Source organism: Sphingosinicella flava, assembly GCF_016025255.1.
Taxonomy (GTDB): Bacteria; Pseudomonadota; Alphaproteobacteria; order Sphingomonadales; family Sphingomonadaceae; genus Allosphingosinicella; species Allosphingosinicella flava.
In genome coordinates, this window is the sequence record NZ_CP065592.1 from 987205 (window position 1) to 1003144 (window position 15940).

Annotated in this window: 19 protein-coding genes; 10 read left to right on the top strand and 9 right to left on the bottom strand. The window is 64.0% G+C overall.

Annotation, left to right across the window (positions count from 1 at the left end):
• The first annotated feature begins 67 nt into the window (after positions 1–67).
• From IC614_RS05175 to pyrF, 4 genes are all read left to right on the top strand, one after another.
• Positions 68–1066, top strand: coding sequence for a GlxA family transcriptional regulator (locus IC614_RS05175; RefSeq protein WP_200972833.1), 999 nt, complete (start codon positions 68–70; stop codon positions 1064–1066).
• Positions 1067–1112: 46 nt separating this feature from the next.
• Positions 1113–3437, top strand: a complete 2325-nt coding sequence (locus IC614_RS05180; protein WP_200972834.1) for a patatin-like protein — start codon at positions 1113–1115, stop codon at positions 3435–3437.
• A 95-nt stretch (positions 3438–3532) separates the two neighbouring features.
• Entirely contained in the window at positions 3533–3850 is a 318-nt protein-coding gene (locus IC614_RS05185) for a LapA family protein (RefSeq protein ID WP_200972835.1), read from the top strand.
• A complete protein-coding gene (gene pyrF / locus IC614_RS05190; RefSeq protein ID WP_200972836.1) occupies positions 3847–4521 on the top strand; it encodes an orotidine-5'-phosphate decarboxylase in 675 nt (224 codons plus the stop codon). Before IC614_RS05185 ends, pyrF begins: the two co-directional genes overlap by 4 nt.
• Before the next feature lie 3 nt (positions 4522–4524).
• On the opposite strand, the gene IC614_RS05195 is transcribed toward pyrF, so the two are convergent.
• The 4 genes from IC614_RS05195 to petA all read right to left on the bottom strand — a co-directional run bounded on the left by IC614_RS05195 (position 4525) and on the right by petA (position 7820).
• Positions 4525–4932: a hypothetical protein gene (locus IC614_RS05195; protein WP_226372737.1), complete on the bottom strand. Its 408-nt coding sequence runs from the start codon at positions 4930–4932 to the stop codon at positions 4525–4527.
• A 152-nt stretch (positions 4933–5084) separates the two neighbouring features.
• Complete coding sequence (locus IC614_RS05200; RefSeq protein ID WP_200972837.1) at positions 5085–5921, bottom strand: cytochrome c1; 837 nt, start codon at positions 5919–5921, stop codon at positions 5085–5087.
• A 16-nt stretch (positions 5922–5937) separates the two neighbouring features.
• The gene (locus IC614_RS05205) at positions 5938–7242 is read right to left on the bottom strand and encodes a cytochrome b (RefSeq protein ID WP_200972838.1); all 1305 of its coding nucleotides are present in this window, start codon (positions 7240–7242) and stop codon (positions 5938–5940) included.
• Positions 7243–7253: 11 nt separating this feature from the next.
• Positions 7254–7820 carry a ubiquinol-cytochrome c reductase iron-sulfur subunit gene (gene petA, locus IC614_RS05210; RefSeq protein ID WP_200973105.1) on the bottom strand — a complete coding sequence of 189 codons (567 nt, stop codon included), beginning with the start codon at positions 7818–7820 and terminating at the stop codon, positions 7254–7256.
• Between the two features lie 369 nt (positions 7821–8189).
• Here petA and IC614_RS05215 point away from each other — a divergent pair, with 369 nt between their 5' ends.
• Genes IC614_RS05215 through IC614_RS05225 form a run of 3 tightly spaced genes read left to right on the top strand, consistent with a single transcriptional unit; the run spans position 8190 to position 10124 of the window.
• Entirely contained in the window at positions 8190–8639 is a 450-nt protein-coding gene (locus IC614_RS05215; RefSeq protein WP_200972839.1) for a tRNA (cytidine(34)-2'-O)-methyltransferase, read from the top strand.
• Positions 8636–9478, top strand: coding sequence for an oxygen-dependent coproporphyrinogen oxidase (gene hemF, locus IC614_RS05220; protein ID WP_200972840.1), 843 nt, complete (start codon positions 8636–8638; stop codon positions 9476–9478). The genes IC614_RS05215 and hemF overlap by 4 nt, the downstream gene beginning before the upstream one ends.
• Before the next feature lie 46 nt (positions 9479–9524).
• Entirely contained in the window at positions 9525–10124 is a 600-nt protein-coding gene (locus tag IC614_RS05225) for a GNAT family N-acetyltransferase (protein WP_200972841.1), read from the top strand.
• Here IC614_RS05225 and IC614_RS05230 read toward each other — a convergent pair.
• Positions 10085–10867, bottom strand: coding sequence for a glycerophosphoryl diester phosphodiesterase membrane domain-containing protein (locus IC614_RS05230; protein WP_200972842.1), 783 nt, complete (start codon positions 10865–10867; stop codon positions 10085–10087). The two genes, IC614_RS05225 and IC614_RS05230, sit on opposite strands and share 40 nt — an antisense overlap.
• Positions 10868–10956: 89 nt before the next feature.
• Between IC614_RS05230 and lipB the strand changes: the two genes are divergently transcribed.
• From lipB to IC614_RS05245, 3 genes are all read left to right on the top strand, one after another.
• Entirely contained in the window at positions 10957–11625 is a 669-nt protein-coding gene (lipB, locus tag IC614_RS05235) for a lipoyl(octanoyl) transferase LipB (protein ID WP_200972843.1), read from the top strand.
• A gap of 87 nt (positions 11626–11712) precedes the next feature.
• On the top strand, positions 11713–12012 hold the full coding sequence (locus tag IC614_RS05240) for a hypothetical protein (protein WP_200972844.1): 300 nt from the start codon (positions 11713–11715) through the stop codon (positions 12010–12012).
• A gap of 196 nt (positions 12013–12208) precedes the next feature.
• On the top strand, positions 12209–12889 hold the full coding sequence (locus tag IC614_RS05245; RefSeq protein ID WP_200972845.1) for a hypothetical protein: 681 nt from the start codon (positions 12209–12211) through the stop codon (positions 12887–12889).
• Between the two features lie 133 nt (positions 12890–13022).
• Here the strand turns inward: IC614_RS05245 and queE are convergent, their stop codons facing one another.
• The 4 genes from queE to hslO all read right to left on the bottom strand — a co-directional run bounded on the left by queE (position 13023) and on the right by hslO (position 15844).
• Complete coding sequence (gene queE / locus IC614_RS05250) at positions 13023–13649, bottom strand: 7-carboxy-7-deazaguanine synthase (protein ID WP_200972846.1); 627 nt, start codon at positions 13647–13649, stop codon at positions 13023–13025.
• Positions 13646–14338, bottom strand: coding sequence for a 7-cyano-7-deazaguanine synthase QueC (gene queC / locus IC614_RS05255; protein ID WP_200972847.1), 693 nt, complete (start codon positions 14336–14338; stop codon positions 13646–13648). Before queC ends, queE begins: the two co-directional genes overlap by 4 nt.
• 190 nt (positions 14339–14528) lie before the next feature.
• Complete coding sequence (locus IC614_RS05260; protein WP_200972848.1) at positions 14529–14930, bottom strand: hypothetical protein; 402 nt, start codon at positions 14928–14930, stop codon at positions 14529–14531.
• Positions 14927–15844, bottom strand: coding sequence for an Hsp33 family molecular chaperone HslO (hslO, locus tag IC614_RS05265; RefSeq protein ID WP_200972849.1), 918 nt, complete (start codon positions 15842–15844; stop codon positions 14927–14929). The genes IC614_RS05260 and hslO overlap by 4 nt, the downstream gene beginning before the upstream one ends.
• Positions 15845–15940 lie beyond the last annotated feature (96 nt).

The following is a 15940-nucleotide window of genomic DNA, read 5'->3' on the forward strand; positions in this document are numbered from 1 at the left end:
CGGTCGCGCTCTGCTGCTGGATAAGCGAGCAATTGACTTTCGCGCAGGATTGCGTCGAAGCGTCCCCATGCAGCAAGCCACGCATCGAGACACGCACCGCATCGTCATGCTGGCTTTTCCCGACGCGCAGATATTGGATGTGACCGGACCGCTGGAAATCTTCTCCCGCACGGCGCGGTGGACGGAAGAGCATGTCGAAGCGGGATGGACGCCCTACAGCGTCGAAATCGTGGCGGAACGGGCGGGTTCGGTCCGCATGTCGAGCGGCCTTGAAATCATGGCGTCGCGATCCTGTTTCGATGTGGATCGGGCCGATACGCTGCTTGTCGCCGGGGGCGTCGGCCATCGGCAGGTGGCGGCCAATGCAGCGATCCTGTCCTGGTTGAAGGGTGCGGCCGCCCGCTCGGACCGTGTCGGATCGATCTGCACCGGGGCGTTTATCCTGGCGGCGGCGGGACTGCTGGATGGCCGCCGGGCGACGACGCATTGGGCTTATTGCCAGGAGCTGTCCCGCGTCGCCAATTGTTCGGTATCGGCGGATACGCTCTACGTGCGCGACGGCAATATCTATACGTCGGCAGGGGTAACCGCGGGCATGGATATGGCGCTGGCCCTGGTGGAAGAGGATATGGGCCGCGCCATCGCCCTTCGCGTCGCCCAGGAGCTTGTCATGTATCTGTTCCGGCCGGGCGGCCAATCGCAATTCAGCCGGCAATTGGAGGCTCAAAAGCGGGAAGGCCCTTTCGGGGAGCTTCAATTGTGGATGATCGAACATCTCGGCCAGCCGCTGTCCCTCGACGCGCTCGCGGAGAAAGCGGGCATCAGCAGCCGTCACTTCACCCGGCGCTTCACGGCGGAATTCGGGATGGCGCCTGTCGCCTACCTCACCCATTTGCGGATCGAGCGGGCGCGCTCGTTGCTCGAAACGTCCCGCCAGTCCGCCAAGGCCATCGCCCGTGAAACCGGGTTCGGGAACGAACAGAATCTCCGTCGCGCATTCCGCAAGGCGCTGGGCGTGACGCCGGAGGATTATCGCGCGCGTTTCGGGTCTGGTTCGGCCGAATAGTCGAAAGCCCCTTTCTTTCGTCCTTTCAAGCTGTCAGCGTGAGGATATGCGCGAGAAGGAACTTCGCCTGGCGCTCGTCTGCTACGGCGGCATCAGCCTCGCCGTCTACATGCACGGCATCACCAAGGAGGTCTGGCGCCTCGCCCGCGCGAGCCGCGCCTTTCACGACGGGGATGCCGCGGACAGCACGTCGGATGTCTACCGCACCCTGCTGGAAGCCATTGCCGGCGAATGCGACATCGAGCTGCGGGTCATCGTCGATATTTTGGCGGGCGCGAGCGCGGGCGGGATCAACGCCATTTTCCTCGCCGAAGCCATCGCGTCGGGCGCCTCGCTCGACCCGGTGACCGACCTGTGGCTGGAAACCGCGGATGTCGACAAATTGGTCGATCCGGAGGTGAGCGCGATGTCCCGCTTCGCCAAGGCGGCGGCCGTGCCCTTCGCCTGGATGCTGTCCGCCAAGCGCGGCGGGACGGTCGACAAGACGGTCGAGGCCGAACATCGCGGCGAAGTGCGGGCCAAGCTCGCCAATTTCGTGCGCGCGCGCTGGTTCGACCCGCCGTTCGGCGGCACGATCTTCACGAACCTCATCCTCGACGCGCTGGATGCCATGCGAGAGGGACCGAAGGGCAAGCCGCTGCTGCCCGATTATCAACCGCTCGACCTGTTCGTCACGGTGACCGACTTCCACGGCTATCCGCAGCGGCTGCGGCTGCACAGCCCGCCGGAGGTCGTCGAGCGCGAGCATCGCATCACCCTTTCCTTCCACGATGAGGGCGGGGTTGAACGGCGGCTCGCCGATCCGGCGGAATTGGCCTTCGCCGCGCGTGCCACGGCGAGCTTTCCGGGCGCTTTTCCGCCGTTTCGCGTGACCGAACTGGATGCGGTGCTGAAGGAACGGGGGCAGGATTGGCCGGGGCGGGCGCAATTTCTGGAGCGCGCCCTTCCCCGCCACGTCGCGATCGGCGATGCCGACAATGCGACCCTGATCGACGGATCGGTCCTCGCCAACGCGCCTTTCCGTCCTGCGCTCGGCGCGCTGGCGGACCGCCCGGTGCGGCGCGAGGTGGACCGGCGCTTCGTCTATATCGACCCGACCCCGGGGCATAAGAGCGTCGGCATGCGCGGCGGCGAAGGCGACAAGCCGGGTTTCTTCGCCACCATTTTCGGCGCGCTGTCCGATATTCCGCGCGAACAGCCGATCCGCGACAATCTGGAGGCGATCGACCAGCGTTCGTCGCGCATCCGGCGGATGACGCGGATCGTCGCCGCGATGCAGCCGGAAGTGGAAGCGGCGATCGAGCGCGCGTTCGGCCGCACCTTGCTCCTCACACGCCCGACACCCGGCCGCATCGCCGGATGGCGTTTCAAGGCGAACACCATCGCGGCCCGGGAATCGGGTTTCGCTTATCCCGCTTACGGCCACCTCAAGCTGTCGGTGGTTGTCGAGGAAATGGCGGAGACCATTTTCCGCCTTGGCGGCGGTGGCGGTCGCCATCGGCATGAAGCGGTGCGCCAGGCTTTATGGGCACGCGTCCGCGCCATGGGAATCGATGCAACCGACGCCCTGACGGCGCGCGGGGCGCGGGCGGACGTCATCGATTTCATGCGGCGCTACGATCTTTCCTATCGAATGCGGCGGCTGCGCTTTCTGGCCCGGCGATTTGGCGCGCTGGACGAGGGGGGAGAGATGCCGCGCCCGGCCGCGGACGGCGCGCGTGAGACCATCTATCGCCTGATCGGACGCTATCGCGCCACCCCGGCGACCGCGGATAAGGGAATGACAGCACGCTTCGCGGCGGTCGTCGAGGATCCGGATGGGGCGATGACGGCGCTCGGCGACCTGCTCGATCTCCAGGCGCTCGACACGGCGGCGGATACCGCCTTGGCGGAGGCGCTGGGGGCCCTGCCCGGGCCCGAACGGCGGACGTTGATCCTGAGCTATCTCGGCTTCCCCTTTTACGACATTGCGACCTTGCCCTTGCTGCAAGGCGAAGGGCTGGACGAATTCGACCCCGTCAAGGTCGACCGCATTTCCCCCGACGACGCGACCGCGATCCGCGAAGGCGGCGCGGAGGCAACGCTGAAGGGCATCCAGTTCAACAATTTCGGCGCCTTCTTCAGCCGCGCCTATCGCGAGAACGACTATGTCTGGGGCCGTCTGCACGGCGCGGACCGGCTGATCGACATCGTCGTGTCGGCCCTCCCCGAAGGCGCGCATTTGGCGGCCGGGCGGGTAGCGCAATTCAAAAAGGACGCGTTCGCGACAATTTTGGAGGAAGAGCGCGGCCGGTGCCTCAGCATCGGCTCCCTGCTGGACGAACTGGCGGTGGAGATTGGGCAGCGCGCGGCTCCATCACCCGGGACTTGATCGAGGTGACGAGGATGGAAACGAGGATGTCCTCCTCCCCCTCTCGACACGCGGAGTTTTTGCCGTAAGGCAGAAGGCGCCGAGGAGGTGAGACGATGCATTTTTTGAAAACCCTGTTCTGGGTCGTGCTCGCGGTCGCCGTCGTGCTGTTTTCAAGCGCGAACTGGAATCCGGTGACGCTCAATCTCTGGGGCGGGCTGCAGGCGGACGTGAAGCTGCCCGTGCTGATCCTCGCGGCCTTCCTGCTGGGCTTCGTACCGACCTTCGCCTATTTCCGGACGCGGCTTTGGACCCTCCACCGCCGCCTCGGCAATTATGAGCGGCAGGCAAAGCTCGACACGCAGGCTTCCGCCTTGTCCGCTCCGGCCGCACCCGCGCCCGTTTCCGGCGATGAGGAGGGGCCGGTGATATGAGCAGCCCGGTCTATGTCGCCATCGACACGCCGGATATCGAACGCGCGAAATTGCTTGCGCGCCAGGTCCGGAACCATGTCGGCGGCCTGAAGCTCGGCCTTGAATTCTTTTCCGCCAACGGGCGGCAGGGCATCCGCGAGATGGCGGAGATCGGCCTGCCCATCTTCCTGGACCTGAAGCTCCACGACATTCCGAACACGGTAGCAAAGGCGGTGCAGGCTCTGCGCCCGCTCGATCCGGCCATCCTCACCGTCCATGCCGCCGGCGGGCGGGCGATGATGGAGGATGCCAAAGCGGCGGCGCCCGAGGGCACGAAGGTGGTGGCGGTCACCGTCCTCACCAGCCTCGACGCGAGCGATCTCACCGCCATCGGCGTCGCGTCCGAACCCTATGCCCAGGTGGAGCGGCTGACCGCCCTCGCCCGGGAGGCCGGCCTGGACGGCGTGGTCTGTTCCGGCAATGAGGTCGCGGCCGCCAAGGCGCTGTGGCCGGACGGCTTCTTCGTCGTGCCCGGCCTGCGCCCCGCCGACGCGCAGGCGGGCGATCAAAAGCGCGTGATGACGCCGCGCGCGGCGCTGGACAATGGCGCCAGCGTGCTGGTGATCGGGCGGCCGATCACCCAGGCGGACGATCCGGACGGGGCCGCGCGGGCGATCGGCGCCACCCTTTAACACTCAATCGTCGCGGCCGAGCCGGTCCTGCCAGTAACGGCGGGCATCTTCGTCACTGCGAGAACGGCGATCCCGGTCCCGCCGCCAGTCGCGCCGGTAGCCGGACCAATTTTCGCGGTAATCGCCGCGATGCTCGCGGCGCCATTCGCGGCGGCGGTCTTCCCAATAGCGGCGCTGACGGTCGTTCCAGCGGTGGCGGTCGCCATGGCGGTTCCAGACATAGGCGCCGCGGCCGGGATAATAATAATCGCCGTACCAGCCGTAATAAGGGCTGGTGCGGTAACCGCTGCCATAGCCGACCGCGACGCGATTATAGCCATAGCCGTAACGATTATCGTCATAGACGCAGGCCGCGAGGGTCACGGGAATGAGGGCGGCCAAGGTGAGGGTTTTGATACGCGATACAAGCATCGTCATTCTCCCGAATGCCCGCTCACCATCCCGTTAAAAAGATTGCACAATCGGCTTGAACTTGGGCTGAACCGGCAGCGGAGCAGCCGCAAAAAGAAAGGGCGCCGCGGGCCAGCCGCGACGCCCTTTACTATGTTCCGGGAAGTCGCGCCTCAGCGGTACTTCTTTTCCGCCCAGATGTTGCGATATGCCATATAAGCGAGGCCCGTCGCGATGAGCAGGAAGAAGAGAACCGCGATGCCGGTGCGGTGGCGATTCTCCAGCTTCGGCTCCGCCGTCCAGGTGAGGAAAGCGGCGACATCCTTCGCCATCTGGTCGACCGTGGCGTTGGTGCCGTCGGCATAGGTGACCTGGCCGTCCGACGTGATGGGCGGCGGCATCGCGATGTTGAGGTTCGGGAAATAGGGGTTGTAGTGCAGCCCCGTGCCCGGACGATTTTCCGCCGGGAGGTCGGCCGGCGGGTTCTGATATCCGGTCAGCAGCGAATAGACATAGGCCGGGCCGTGATGACGCGCCTTGGTGATCAGCGACAGATCGGGCGGCAGCGCATTGTTGTTCGCGGCGCGGGCAGCCGTCTCATTGGCATAGGGGCTCGGGAAATTATCCGATGCAATGGCCTTGCGGGTGTTCGGTTCGCCGGTCGCCGGGTCGATCGAGGGAACCTCGATCTGCCATTGGTCGGCGATCGCCTTCACTTCCGCTTCGCTGTAGCCGAGATCCGCAAGGTTGCGGAACGCGACGAGGTTCAGGCTGTGGCAGGCGGCGCACACTTCCTTGTAGACCTGGAAACCGCGCTGAAGCTGCTGGCGGTCGTAATGACCAAGCGGGCCGTCGGAGGCGAAATGCACCTCTTTCACAGGTTTGTGGAAGCGATGCTCGACGCTTTCCACTTTCTCTTCGGTGGCGAAGGTAACCGCGCCGCTGATGAACGAAATCATCAGGACGCCGACGAAGCCGAGGCCGACCAGGAAACCAATCAAACGAACCATGATTTTTTAGTCCCCCTTAAGCCGTCACGGGCTTCGTGCTGTCGACGCCATAGGGCGCCGCTTCCTGCTTTTCGCCGTGCAGCACCGATTCCGAAATCGAATTGGGCAGCTGCAGCGTCCTCTCGAACTTCGAAATGAGCGGCAGGATGATGAGGAAGTGCGCGAAATAATAAGCCGACGCGATCTGGCTGATCATGACATAGGGCTCTTCAGCCGGAGCGCCGCCGCAATAGCCGAGGATCAGCACGCACGGGATGAGCCCGAAGAAGAAGAACTTCTTGAACAGCGGCCTGTAATTGCCCGAGCGCACCGGCGACTTGTCCAGCCACGGCAGGAAGAACAGCAGCAGGATCGCCGAGAACATGGCGAGCACACCCCAGAGCTTCGCGGGCAGGATGAAGTCGACGGTGAAGGCGCGCAGGATCGCGTAGAACGGCCAGAAATACCATTCGGGAACGATATGCGCCGGGGTCGAGAGCGGGTTGGCCGGAATGTAATTGTCCGCGTGACCCAGATAGTTGGGCGCGAAGAACAGCACCAGGCTATAGGCGATCAGGAAGATGCCGAGTCCGAAACCGTCCTTTGCGGTATAATAAGGATGGAAGGGCACGGTGTCCTGCGGCGCCTTCACGTCCACGCCGGTTGGGTTGCTCGAGCCCGGAATGTGCAGCGCCCAGATGTGCAGGATGATGACGCCCGCGATCACGAACGGCAGCAGATAGTGAAGCGAGAAGAAGCGGTTAAGCGCCGCATTGTCCGGCGCGAAGCCGCCCAAGAGCCATTGCTGGATCGGCTCGCCGACGAGCGGGATGGCGCCGAACAGGCCGGTGATGACCTTCGCGCCCCAGAAGCTCATCTGGCCCCAGGGAAGGACGTAGCCCATGAACGCCGTCGCCATCATCAGCAGGAAGATAACGAGACCGAGGAGCCACACCATTTCCCGCGGTGCCTTGTACGATCCGTAGAAGAGGCCGCGGAAGATGTGGATGTAGACCACGATGAAGAAGAAGCTCGCGCCGTTCGCGTGGGCGTAGCGCAAGAGCCAGCCCTGATTGACGTCGCGCATGATATGCTCGACCGACTGGAAGGCGATCGCGCCCGCCGGTGCATAATGCATGGCGAGGATGATGCCGGTGACGATCTGCAGCATGAGCGCGAATCCCGCCAGCACGCCGAAATTCCAGAAATAATTGAGGTTGCGCGGAACCGGATAACCGGCGCCGACCGCATTATAGACGAGGCGCGGCAGCGGCAGACGTTCGTCCAGCCAGCGCATCAGCGGCATTTTCGGGGTATAATGTTCCGCCCAGGGAAAGCTCATCTCGTTCTTCCTCAGCCGATCTGGACAACAGTGTCGGAGGTGAATTCATATTCCGGCACTTCGAGGTTCTTGGGCGCCGGACCTTTGCGGATGCGGGCGGCCGTATCGTAGTGCGAACCGTGGCAGGGGCAGAAATAGCCGCCGAACTCGCCCTTATTCTCGCCCTCGGCGGCGCCCAGCGGCACGCAGCCCAAGTGGGTGCAGACGCCCAGGGTGATAAGCCAATTGGCCTTGCCTTCCTTGGTCCGCTCGGCAAGCGTCTGGGGATCGCGCAAGGAACCGACGCTGACGGCGTTGGCTTCCGCGATCTCCTTTTCCGTCAAATTGCGGATGAAGACCGGCTGCTTGCGCCAGATGGTCTTGATCGCCTGCCCGGGCTGGATCTGCGACACGTCGACCTCGGCCGAGGCGAGCGCCAGCACGTCGGCGGACGGGTTCATCTGATTGACCAGCGGATAGACCACCGCCGCCGCGCCGACCCCGGCGAAGCTGACTGCTGCGATATTGATGAAATCGCGGCGGCGAACGCCGTCGGGCGCCCCTCCTGCCGTTCCATCGGTGTTTTCGACCGTCGCCATCATCACCCTTCAAGCGATTCAATATGAGGATGCGAATATGCCGCCCCTCCCGAAATCCTTCGGAAACGGCGGTTTTCCGCATGACCGCTCCTGGTTCCCCCTGTCGCGGCTTGCGGCCTGATAGCCGCCCCCATGCCGCTTTGCCAACAGCGATTTTCGCAGGGAAGCTCCTCCCCCTTGATGGGGGAGGCTGGGTGGGGGTGATCTACGACGTAAAGCGGAGTGTTTCCGGAGGCATCACCCCCACCCAACCAGCGCCGGGTCGGCCATGCCCCCGGCATGGCCTGAACAGCGCGGGGCGCTGTTCATCCGACACTTCCATCAAGGGGGAGGGCTTTATGGATCGAAGTTTTGAATTAAGGGCAACACATGCGCCTTTCCCTCTACCAGCCCGATCAAGCGGGCAATGTCGGGACGATCCTGCGGCTTTGCGCGTGCCTTGGCGTGCCGCTGGACGTGATCGAGCCGTGCGGGTTTCCGTTTTCCGACCGGGCGCTAAAACGGGCGGGGATGGATTATGCCGAAATGGCGAATGTCACGCGTCATGCGAGCTGGGAGGCATTCGAGGCGGCGGCGGGCGGACGGATCGTGCTGCTGACCACCAAAGGCGGCGTGCGTCTCGACGAAGCGCAATTCCTGCCCGGCGACATCCTTTTATTGGGGTCCGAAAGCCGAGGGGTGCCGGACGATGTCCACGCCCGGGCCGACGCGCGGGTGCGGATTCCGCAGGTAGAGGACACCCGGTCCTTGAATATCGCCGTCGCCGCGGGCATCGCGCTCGGCGAGGCGCTGAGACAGACGGAAGGGTGGCCCCTATGATCGAGCTCGACGAAGAGCAATTGGCGGCGAAGACCTGGTTCGAATCGCTGCGGGATCGCATCTGCGCGGAATTCGAAGCGATCGAGCGGGAGGCGGGCAGCGACGCGGCCTTTCAATATCTGCCTTGGGATCGGAAAGACCATAGCGACGCGCCCGGCGGCGGCGGCGTGCGCGGGCTGATGAAGGGCAAGGTGTTCGAAAAGGTGGGCGTCAACGTCTCCACCGTCGGCGGCACGTTCAGCCCGGAATTCGCGCGCACGATCAACGGCGCCGAAGAGGATCCCCGCTTCTTCGCGACCGGCATCAGCCTTGTTGCGCACATGGCGAACCCGCATGTGCCCGCGGTGCACATGAACACGCGGTTCCTGTGCACGACCAAGCGCTGGTTCGGCGGCGGCGCGGACCTCAATCCGCCCCTGCCCTATGACGACGACACCGAGGCCTTTCACGCGCGACTGCGGGCGGCCTGCGCGGCGCACGACCCGACTTATTATCCGCGCTTTTCCAAATGGGCGGAGGAATATTTCTTCATCCCGCACCGGGGTGTCCATCGTGGCGTCGGCGGCATTTTCTACGACCATCTCGAAGGGCTATTCGATCCGCATTTCGCCTTCACCCGCGAGGTCGGCGAGGCGTTTCTCGACATCTTCCCGGCGATCGTGCGGCGGCGGATGGAAACGCCCTTCACGCCGGAGGACAAGGCCCGTCAGCTCGAATGGCGCGGGCGCTATGCGGAGTTCAACCTGATCTACGACCGGGGCACTTTGTTCGGGCTCAAGACCGGCGGCAATGTCGACGCGATCCTGATGAGCCTGCCGCCGGAGGCGACGTGGAATTGAAGGTCGTTCTTCCGAAGCCCCTCCCCCTTGATGGGGGAGGGCTATTATGAGCGGCGAGCAGATCATCGACATCCCGCCGGGTCATGTCGGCACGGTGGTGACTTTCCTTGAAATGACGGAACGGCCGAAGCCGCGGCCAGTGCCGCCCTCGCCGCTCCGCTTGCAGCGTTGGGCGGAGGCCGATCCGCGCAAATATCGGCTGCTGTTCGAACGCGTCGGAGGCCGCTGGCTCTGGTATTCGCGGCTGGCGATGGACGATCGGGCGCTCACCGCGGCGATCTGCGAGGTGCATGCCGTGCTCGATCCGCGCGGTGTCGAAGTCGGCATGATCGAGCTCGATTTCGCGCAGGAAGGCACCTGCCTCATCCGCTTCCTCGGACTGGTGCCGGAACTGGCGGGCAAAGGGCATGGCCGCTGGCTGTTCGCGCAGGTCGCGCAGCTTGCGTGGCGGGCGGGGGTCGAACGGGTGATCGTCAACACCTGTACGCTCGATCATCCCGCCGCTTTGCCCGCTTATCTGAAGGCTGGCTTCACCGCCTGCCGCCGCGCTTTCGAGAGCTTTCCCGATCCGCGTCTTTCCGGCCTGCTGCCGTGCGATATCGCACCTCAGATCCCGCTCGTCGAGCCTTCCGCCAGCTGCGCATAGATGCGGGCGATGGCGACGGTTATGTAGACCGAGAAGACCGCGCTTGCCACGCCGCTGACGATCAGGGTCAGGACATAGGACAGGTTGCGCGGCTCCGGCGCCCCGAACAGCAGGGCGATGACGGTGCCAAAGATCAGGCTGACCGCGATGAGAATGATCAGGGCGACGATGGTCAGCACGGTGATGAAGCCGATCAGCTTGCTGAAATGGCCCCTCGTCAGGTTCCAGCTGCGCTTCAAGAGAGCGACCGGCCCCAGCGGTTCGGCGACCGCGGCGGGCGTGAGCAGGATGAAACGAATCCAGAGGAAGGTGAGGATTGCGAGGAAGAGGAGAACCATCAGGATCGTCGTCGTCCGCTCGGCCAAACCAAGGAGGGCGATGAGAATGCTCGCGGGCAAGGCGATGGTAAAGCTGCCGAGGCCGAGCAAAAAGGCGGCGCCAAGGACGGGAAGGATGCGGCGCATGCCATGCCCGATCGCCTCCTGAACGCTCTGCGCGGGGCGCAGAGCGAGGGCGGTGATGGCGAGCGAACCGATCAGCGTCAGCAGGATCAGCGGCAGGAGCAAGAACATCCAGGCACCCAATTCCGGTTGCTGGCCCGGCGCGGCTTCCGGCATGAAAAATTGCACGACGATGCTCGGCAAGGCGAGAAACGCGAGCGCGATGGGGAAAAGCAATCCCGCTTCCCGCTTCACGAAGGCGGCGGTTTCGTTCCACGCGGCGGATATCGAAAGCGGTTTCATGGCAGCACTCCCCTGTTCGCTCCGGACGATAGCCGCAATAGTTTCGGGCGCGCAATGCGGCTCTTGCACCGCCGCACCGGGCAGGCCACATGCCGCGCGTGACCGGAACGGATATCGAATGGCGCGAGACGCCGGGCCTGACGCCTTATCCCGACGCGCTTGCCGAGATGGAAATGCGGCAGGCGGCGATCCTGGCCGGGGAAGCGCCCGAGCTCATCTGGCTGCTCGAACATCCGCCGCTCTACACGGCGGGGACGAGCGCCGATCCGGCCGAATTGTTCAATCCGGACGGATTTCCCGTTTATGATGCGGGCCGGGGCGGCCGTTACACGTATCACGGGCCGGGGCAGCGCGTGGGCTACATCCTCCTCGATCTCAACCGCCGCGGCCGGGACGTGCGCCATTTCGTCCACAGCCTGGAAGGATGGCTGATCGCGGCGCTCGGGCAGTTGGGCGTCACCGCCCGCCGGGCCGAGGGCCGGATCGGCATCTGGGTGGATCATCGCGGGACGGAAGCGAAGATCGGCGCGATCGGCGTCCGCGTGCGCCGCTGGATCACGATGCACGGCTTTTCGATCAACGCCGATCCGGAACTTTCCCACTTCTCGGGCATAGTGCCTTGCGGGATCGCCGAATTTCCGGTGACCAGTCTGAGTGAGCTGGGCGTAAATGAAGGCAAGACGCGTTTCGATGTTGCATTGAAAGACGCGCTGCCCGCCTTCCTTGGATCGTTGGACTTGACGATCAAGGAGGGTTGAGGCCCCTTTCCTTTCGGATTATTAAGCAGTCGATTTGGCAGAAAAGGGGCCACCCCGACCAAATCATCTAACGAGGGAGTTAATTGGATGCGTGCACTTCTTTCGAAGGTAATGACCGGTTCGATGGTTGCCGGTGCGGCCCTTCTCGTCGCGGCGTGCGGCGGCAGCGAAGACGCTGCTGTCAACAACACCGCCATGACGGAAATGGACAGCAACGACATGATGATGGACGGCATGACGAACGACATGCAGGCCGTCGATTCCGGCGCGAACATGACCATGGACAGCAACATGACCATGGACGCCAACATGTCGGCGACCAACACGACCGGCGCGACTACCGCGACCAACACCACCGCCGATGCGGACATGACCAACGGAATGTAATTTTCCGTTGGTTCTTTTTTGGGAAGGGGCCGCCCGGCATGCCGGGCGGCCCCTTTTCCATGCTTAAGGCGTCAGGAGGGGATTTCCGGTCCAATCTCCGAAAGGATCATTCGTCCTATCGCTCTGGCATTGCGGCATCGCTCCCGTTAAGCATAATGGCAGGAAGAGACGGCTAAACCGCCGTGCGGAGAGTGAAATGGCGTATCGGGTCGGAAAAATCCTGTTGGCGGCGGCAACCATGACGGGCCTGACGTTTCCGCAGGCGGCGTCCGCGCAGCTTTTCTTCAACAATCCCGATTTCAAGCCCGGCGCGATCAGCGCGAGCGATCCGCTGGTCGGCCTTCCCCTTCCCGGCGCGACGGCGCAGGAATATGCCGCCAGCCTGGTCTGGAACCTGCGCGCCGGCCTCAACGTCGCGGCGCTGCAATGCCAATTCTCGCCTTATCTGCGCGTCGTCGACAATTATAACGACATATTGGCGCATCATTCGAAGGAATTGATGAACGCCTACACCACCGTCGGCAGCTATTTTAAGCGCGTCCACGGCGCGAAGCCGGGCCAGAAATTGTTCGACGATTATTCGACCATCACCTACAATAATTTCTCCACGCTCCACGCGCAGGTCGGCTTTTGCCAGACGGCGGCCGACATCGCGAAGGACGCCCTGCGCCGGCCCAAGGGCGAATTTCACGTCACCGCCGAACAGCGCATGCGGGAGCTGCGCAACAGCCTGATCCCGGCCGGCGGCGCGCGGACGTGGCAATATAATCCGCATACCATGGTCCGCCAGCTCGTCCTGCCGACCTTCGATCCCAAATGTTATGACAAGAAGGACCGGCTGCGGAAGAAGTGCCGGGGGCAATACGTCACGGTGTAACTCGATGCCGCTACCCGGGCGAAAGCCGGGATTTCCTGTGGGTAGGGCCTTTTCCGTTATGAGATTCCGGCTTTCGCCGGAATGACGTGGGGGAGGTAAGAGACGCGGGAGCGTCGAGAATGACGCGGGGGAGTTACGGCAACCCCAGCAATTTATGGGTCTGAAGCGATAGCCGCCAGCGCGGATGGGCCATCACGAAAGCGATCGCCTCGCGCAGCCAAACGTCTCGATCCATCCCATCTTTCGGCTGGATCAGGAAATGATCGAAGGCCCAGCCTTCCATCGCGCGGGGATCGACGCCGTCCTGCGGCCAGACCAGTTTCAGCTCGTCGCCATGCGTCTGGACGACCGGGTTATTTCCCTTCGGGCTGACGCAGATCCAGTCGATCCCGTCCGGCGCGTGCTGCGTGCCGTTGGTTTCCACCGCAATCTCGAAGCCGCGCGCATGGAGCGCCGCGATCAGGGGGGCATCAACCTGCAAGAGCGGCTCGCCGCCGGTCAGGACGACATAGGGGCGCTCCCCCTCCCCCCACAGCGCGGCAACCTTCGCCGCCAGCGCATCGGCATCGTAGCGGCCGCCATTTTCGCCATCCATGCCGACGAAATCGGTATCGCAGAAGGTGCAGGCGGCGCCGGCCCGATCCTGTTCGCGGCCCGTCCACAGGTTGCAGCCCGCAAAGCGCAGGAAGACGGCGCGTCGACCGGCCTGCGCGCCTTCGCCCTGCAGGGTCAGGAAGATTTCCTTGACCGCGTAGCTCATGGATGCGCGGCGTAGATCGTGGGATCGGAGAGGCCCGCTTCCTCGAAGCCCTTGGCGCGCAGGCGGCAGCTGTCGCAATAGCCGCAATGTTCGCCCTTCGGCGTGGGATCGTAACAAGACCAGGAAAGCCCGGCATCCAGGCCGAGACGCGCGGCTTCGGCGGCGATATCGGCCTTGCTCATGTGGAGAAGCGGCGCTTCGATCTTGAAGCGGTCGCCTTCGACGCCGGCCTTGGTCGCGATATTGGCCAACCGTTCGAACTGGGCGATGAAATCCGGGCGGCAATCGGGATAGCCCGAATAATCGAGCGCATTGACGCCGATATAGAGGGAGCGCGCGCCCGCCGCCTCCGCCCAGCCGAGCGAGAGGGACAGGAAGATCGTATTGCGGGCGGGGACATAGGTCACCGGCACTTCGCCGTCCACCACGCCGCCCTTCGGCACGGCGATGTCGGCGGTGAGCGCGGAGCCGCCGAAGCCGGTCAGGTCGAGGGGCAGGACGATGTGCCGCTCCACGTCCAACGCAGCGGCGATGCGGCGGGCGGCGGCGATTTCGATCCGATGGCGCTGGTTGTAATCGACGGTGAGGGCCAGCACGCGATAGCCGTCCGCCCGCGCGCGGCCAGCGGCGACCATCGAATCGAGGCCGCCGGACAGGAGAACCACGGCAAGCGGGGACGATGCATTCATGGCGCGCGGGCTAATCCTGTTGGCCGGTCAGCGCAAGCAAACGCGAAAAAGACGGGCCGCCTCTTTTCATTCGAGACGGCCCAGGTCGGACCTATGGGTCCAAGGGAGGAAAGCGTGCCCTTCTCGGCACGAAAAATGCTGTACGCTCCGCAGGTTAAACGGGGGCTTAACAATCGGGCGCCGGGCTGCGTCAGCGGCAGGCGCCGGTCCGCCGCGCCTCGGCCCGCATTCCATAAGGAATGCCGTTCAGCACCCCTTGCGAGTCGATTTGCGCCAGCCGGGGCGTTTCCAAGCGCATCGCGGTACGGCCCGAGCCATTGGGGCAGCTGTAGGTGATGGTCGATTGCCGCGCTTCGTTGCGGATCACTGTCCATTCGCATTGCGCGGCGCCATGGCGGATCTGCATGAGCACCCGGCGATCGCCGACGCACAGGGTCTGCGAGGCACCGCTATCGAGATCGCGAATTTGCCAGCGCCCCGAATCGAGCGCCGATAGAGCGGAAAGATCCCGTGCTGTTTCAGGGCTTGCCGCCGCTGTCGCGGCAAGACCGATCCCCAATCCCAAAGCCGCGCGAAGCAACAAGCTCCTCATGCATCCAGGTCCGTCATCTTGATCGGGAAAACGCGCGAACAGAATTCGCAATCGACGCTGATGAAACCATCGTCGTCCGCCATGTCCCCGCGCTCTTCCGCGCCGAAGCGGGAGATGACGCTTTGAATATATTCGAAGCTGCACCGGCATCCCTTGGACAATGCGATTCCATTGGTGACGCGCACCTCCTCCTCTTCATGGAACAACCGCCAGAGCAGGGTTTCGAGGGGCAGGTCCGCATCGAACAATTCGTGCGCCTTCGTCGTTTCGGCGAGCGCGCGAACATGCTCCCATTCCGGATGATCGAGACGGGTGTGCAGACGCTCCCGCCCCTCTTCGCCTTCGGGAAGATGCTGGATGAGAATGCCGCCTGCGACATGGCCGGTATCGTTCACGGCAAGGCGAACGAGGCTCGGTATCTGCTCCGACTGGCCGAAATAGCTTTCCGCGGCTTCGGCAAGACTCGCGCCTTCGAGCGGCACGATGCCCTGATAGCGCTCGCCGGTCGCAACCTGGTCGAAGGTGATGGCGAGATAGCCCTCGCCGAACAGCTCCTGCAGATGCGGCACCTGCTGCTGGGCCGCCAGGCGGTCCTTGTCAAAACGGACATAGCCGCGCAATTCGCCGCCTTTATAGTCGCAGACGAGCAGGTCGACGATGCCGTCCTTGGTCTGCGCCTGAAGCGTCAATTGCCCGCCCGCATCCTTGAGCATCGCGCCGAGAAGACCGGCCAGCACCAAGGCTTCGGAGAGGATGCGCGCGATCGGCGCCGGATAATCGTGCGCGGACAGAATGTCGTCGAGCACCGGGCCCAGCCGCACGACGCGGCCCCGGGCATGACGATCGGGAATCGTGAAGCCGACCGCCTGATCGAGATGGGCGGCGGGCGAAAGAGTGTCGGAATCGGAAACCATGAGCCTGATTTAGGAAGCGAAGGTGAAGATTTCAGCCCCATTGCGATTTGGCGGCCGAGCCATCCCCTCTTAGGGCACCACCCCGGACTTGATCCG

Bases quoted from the DNA above. Each gene is read 5' to 3' on its own strand.
- IC614_RS05175 (WP_200972833.1), top strand. From the start codon at position 68: ATGCAGCAAGCCACGCATCGAGACACGCACCGCATCGTCATGCTGGCT.
- IC614_RS05180 (WP_200972834.1), top strand. From the start codon at position 1,113: ATGCGCGAGAAGGAACTTCGCCTGGCGCTCGTCTGCTACGGCGGCATC.
- IC614_RS05185 (WP_200972835.1), top strand. From the start codon at position 3,533: ATGCATTTTTTGAAAACCCTGTTCTGGGTCGTGCTCGCGGTCGCCGTC.
- pyrF (WP_200972836.1), top strand. From the start codon at position 3,847: ATGAGCAGCCCGGTCTATGTCGCCATCGACACGCCGGATATCGAACGC.
- IC614_RS05195 (WP_226372737.1), bottom strand. From the start codon at position 4,932: ATGCTTGTATCGCGTATCAAAACCCTCACCTTGGCCGCCCTCATTCCC.
- IC614_RS05200 (WP_200972837.1), bottom strand. From the start codon at position 5,921: ATGGTTCGTTTGATTGGTTTCCTGGTCGGCCTCGGCTTCGTCGGCGTC.
- IC614_RS05205 (WP_200972838.1), bottom strand. From the start codon at position 7,242: ATGAGCTTTCCCTGGGCGGAACATTATACCCCGAAAATGCCGCTGATG.
- petA (WP_200973105.1), bottom strand. From the start codon at position 7,820: ATGGCGACGGTCGAAAACACCGATGGAACGGCAGGAGGGGCGCCCGAC.
- IC614_RS05215 (WP_200972839.1), top strand. From the start codon at position 8,190: ATGCGCCTTTCCCTCTACCAGCCCGATCAAGCGGGCAATGTCGGGACG.
- hemF (WP_200972840.1), top strand. From the start codon at position 8,636: ATGATCGAGCTCGACGAAGAGCAATTGGCGGCGAAGACCTGGTTCGAA.
- IC614_RS05225 (WP_200972841.1), top strand. From the start codon at position 9,525: ATGAGCGGCGAGCAGATCATCGACATCCCGCCGGGTCATGTCGGCACG.
- IC614_RS05230 (WP_200972842.1), bottom strand. From the start codon at position 10,867: ATGAAACCGCTTTCGATATCCGCCGCGTGGAACGAAACCGCCGCCTTC.
- lipB (WP_200972843.1), top strand. From the start codon at position 10,957: ATGCCGCGCGTGACCGGAACGGATATCGAATGGCGCGAGACGCCGGGC.
- IC614_RS05240 (WP_200972844.1), top strand. From the start codon at position 11,713: ATGCGTGCACTTCTTTCGAAGGTAATGACCGGTTCGATGGTTGCCGGT.
- IC614_RS05245 (WP_200972845.1), top strand. From the start codon at position 12,209: ATGGCGTATCGGGTCGGAAAAATCCTGTTGGCGGCGGCAACCATGACG.
- queE (WP_200972846.1), bottom strand. From the start codon at position 13,649: ATGAGCTACGCGGTCAAGGAAATCTTCCTGACCCTGCAGGGCGAAGGC.
- queC (WP_200972847.1), bottom strand. From the start codon at position 14,338: ATGAATGCATCGTCCCCGCTTGCCGTGGTTCTCCTGTCCGGCGGCCTC.
- IC614_RS05260 (WP_200972848.1), bottom strand. From the start codon at position 14,930: ATGAGGAGCTTGTTGCTTCGCGCGGCTTTGGGATTGGGGATCGGTCTT.
- hslO (WP_200972849.1), bottom strand. From the start codon at position 15,844: ATGGTTTCCGATTCCGACACTCTTTCGCCCGCCGCCCATCTCGATCAG.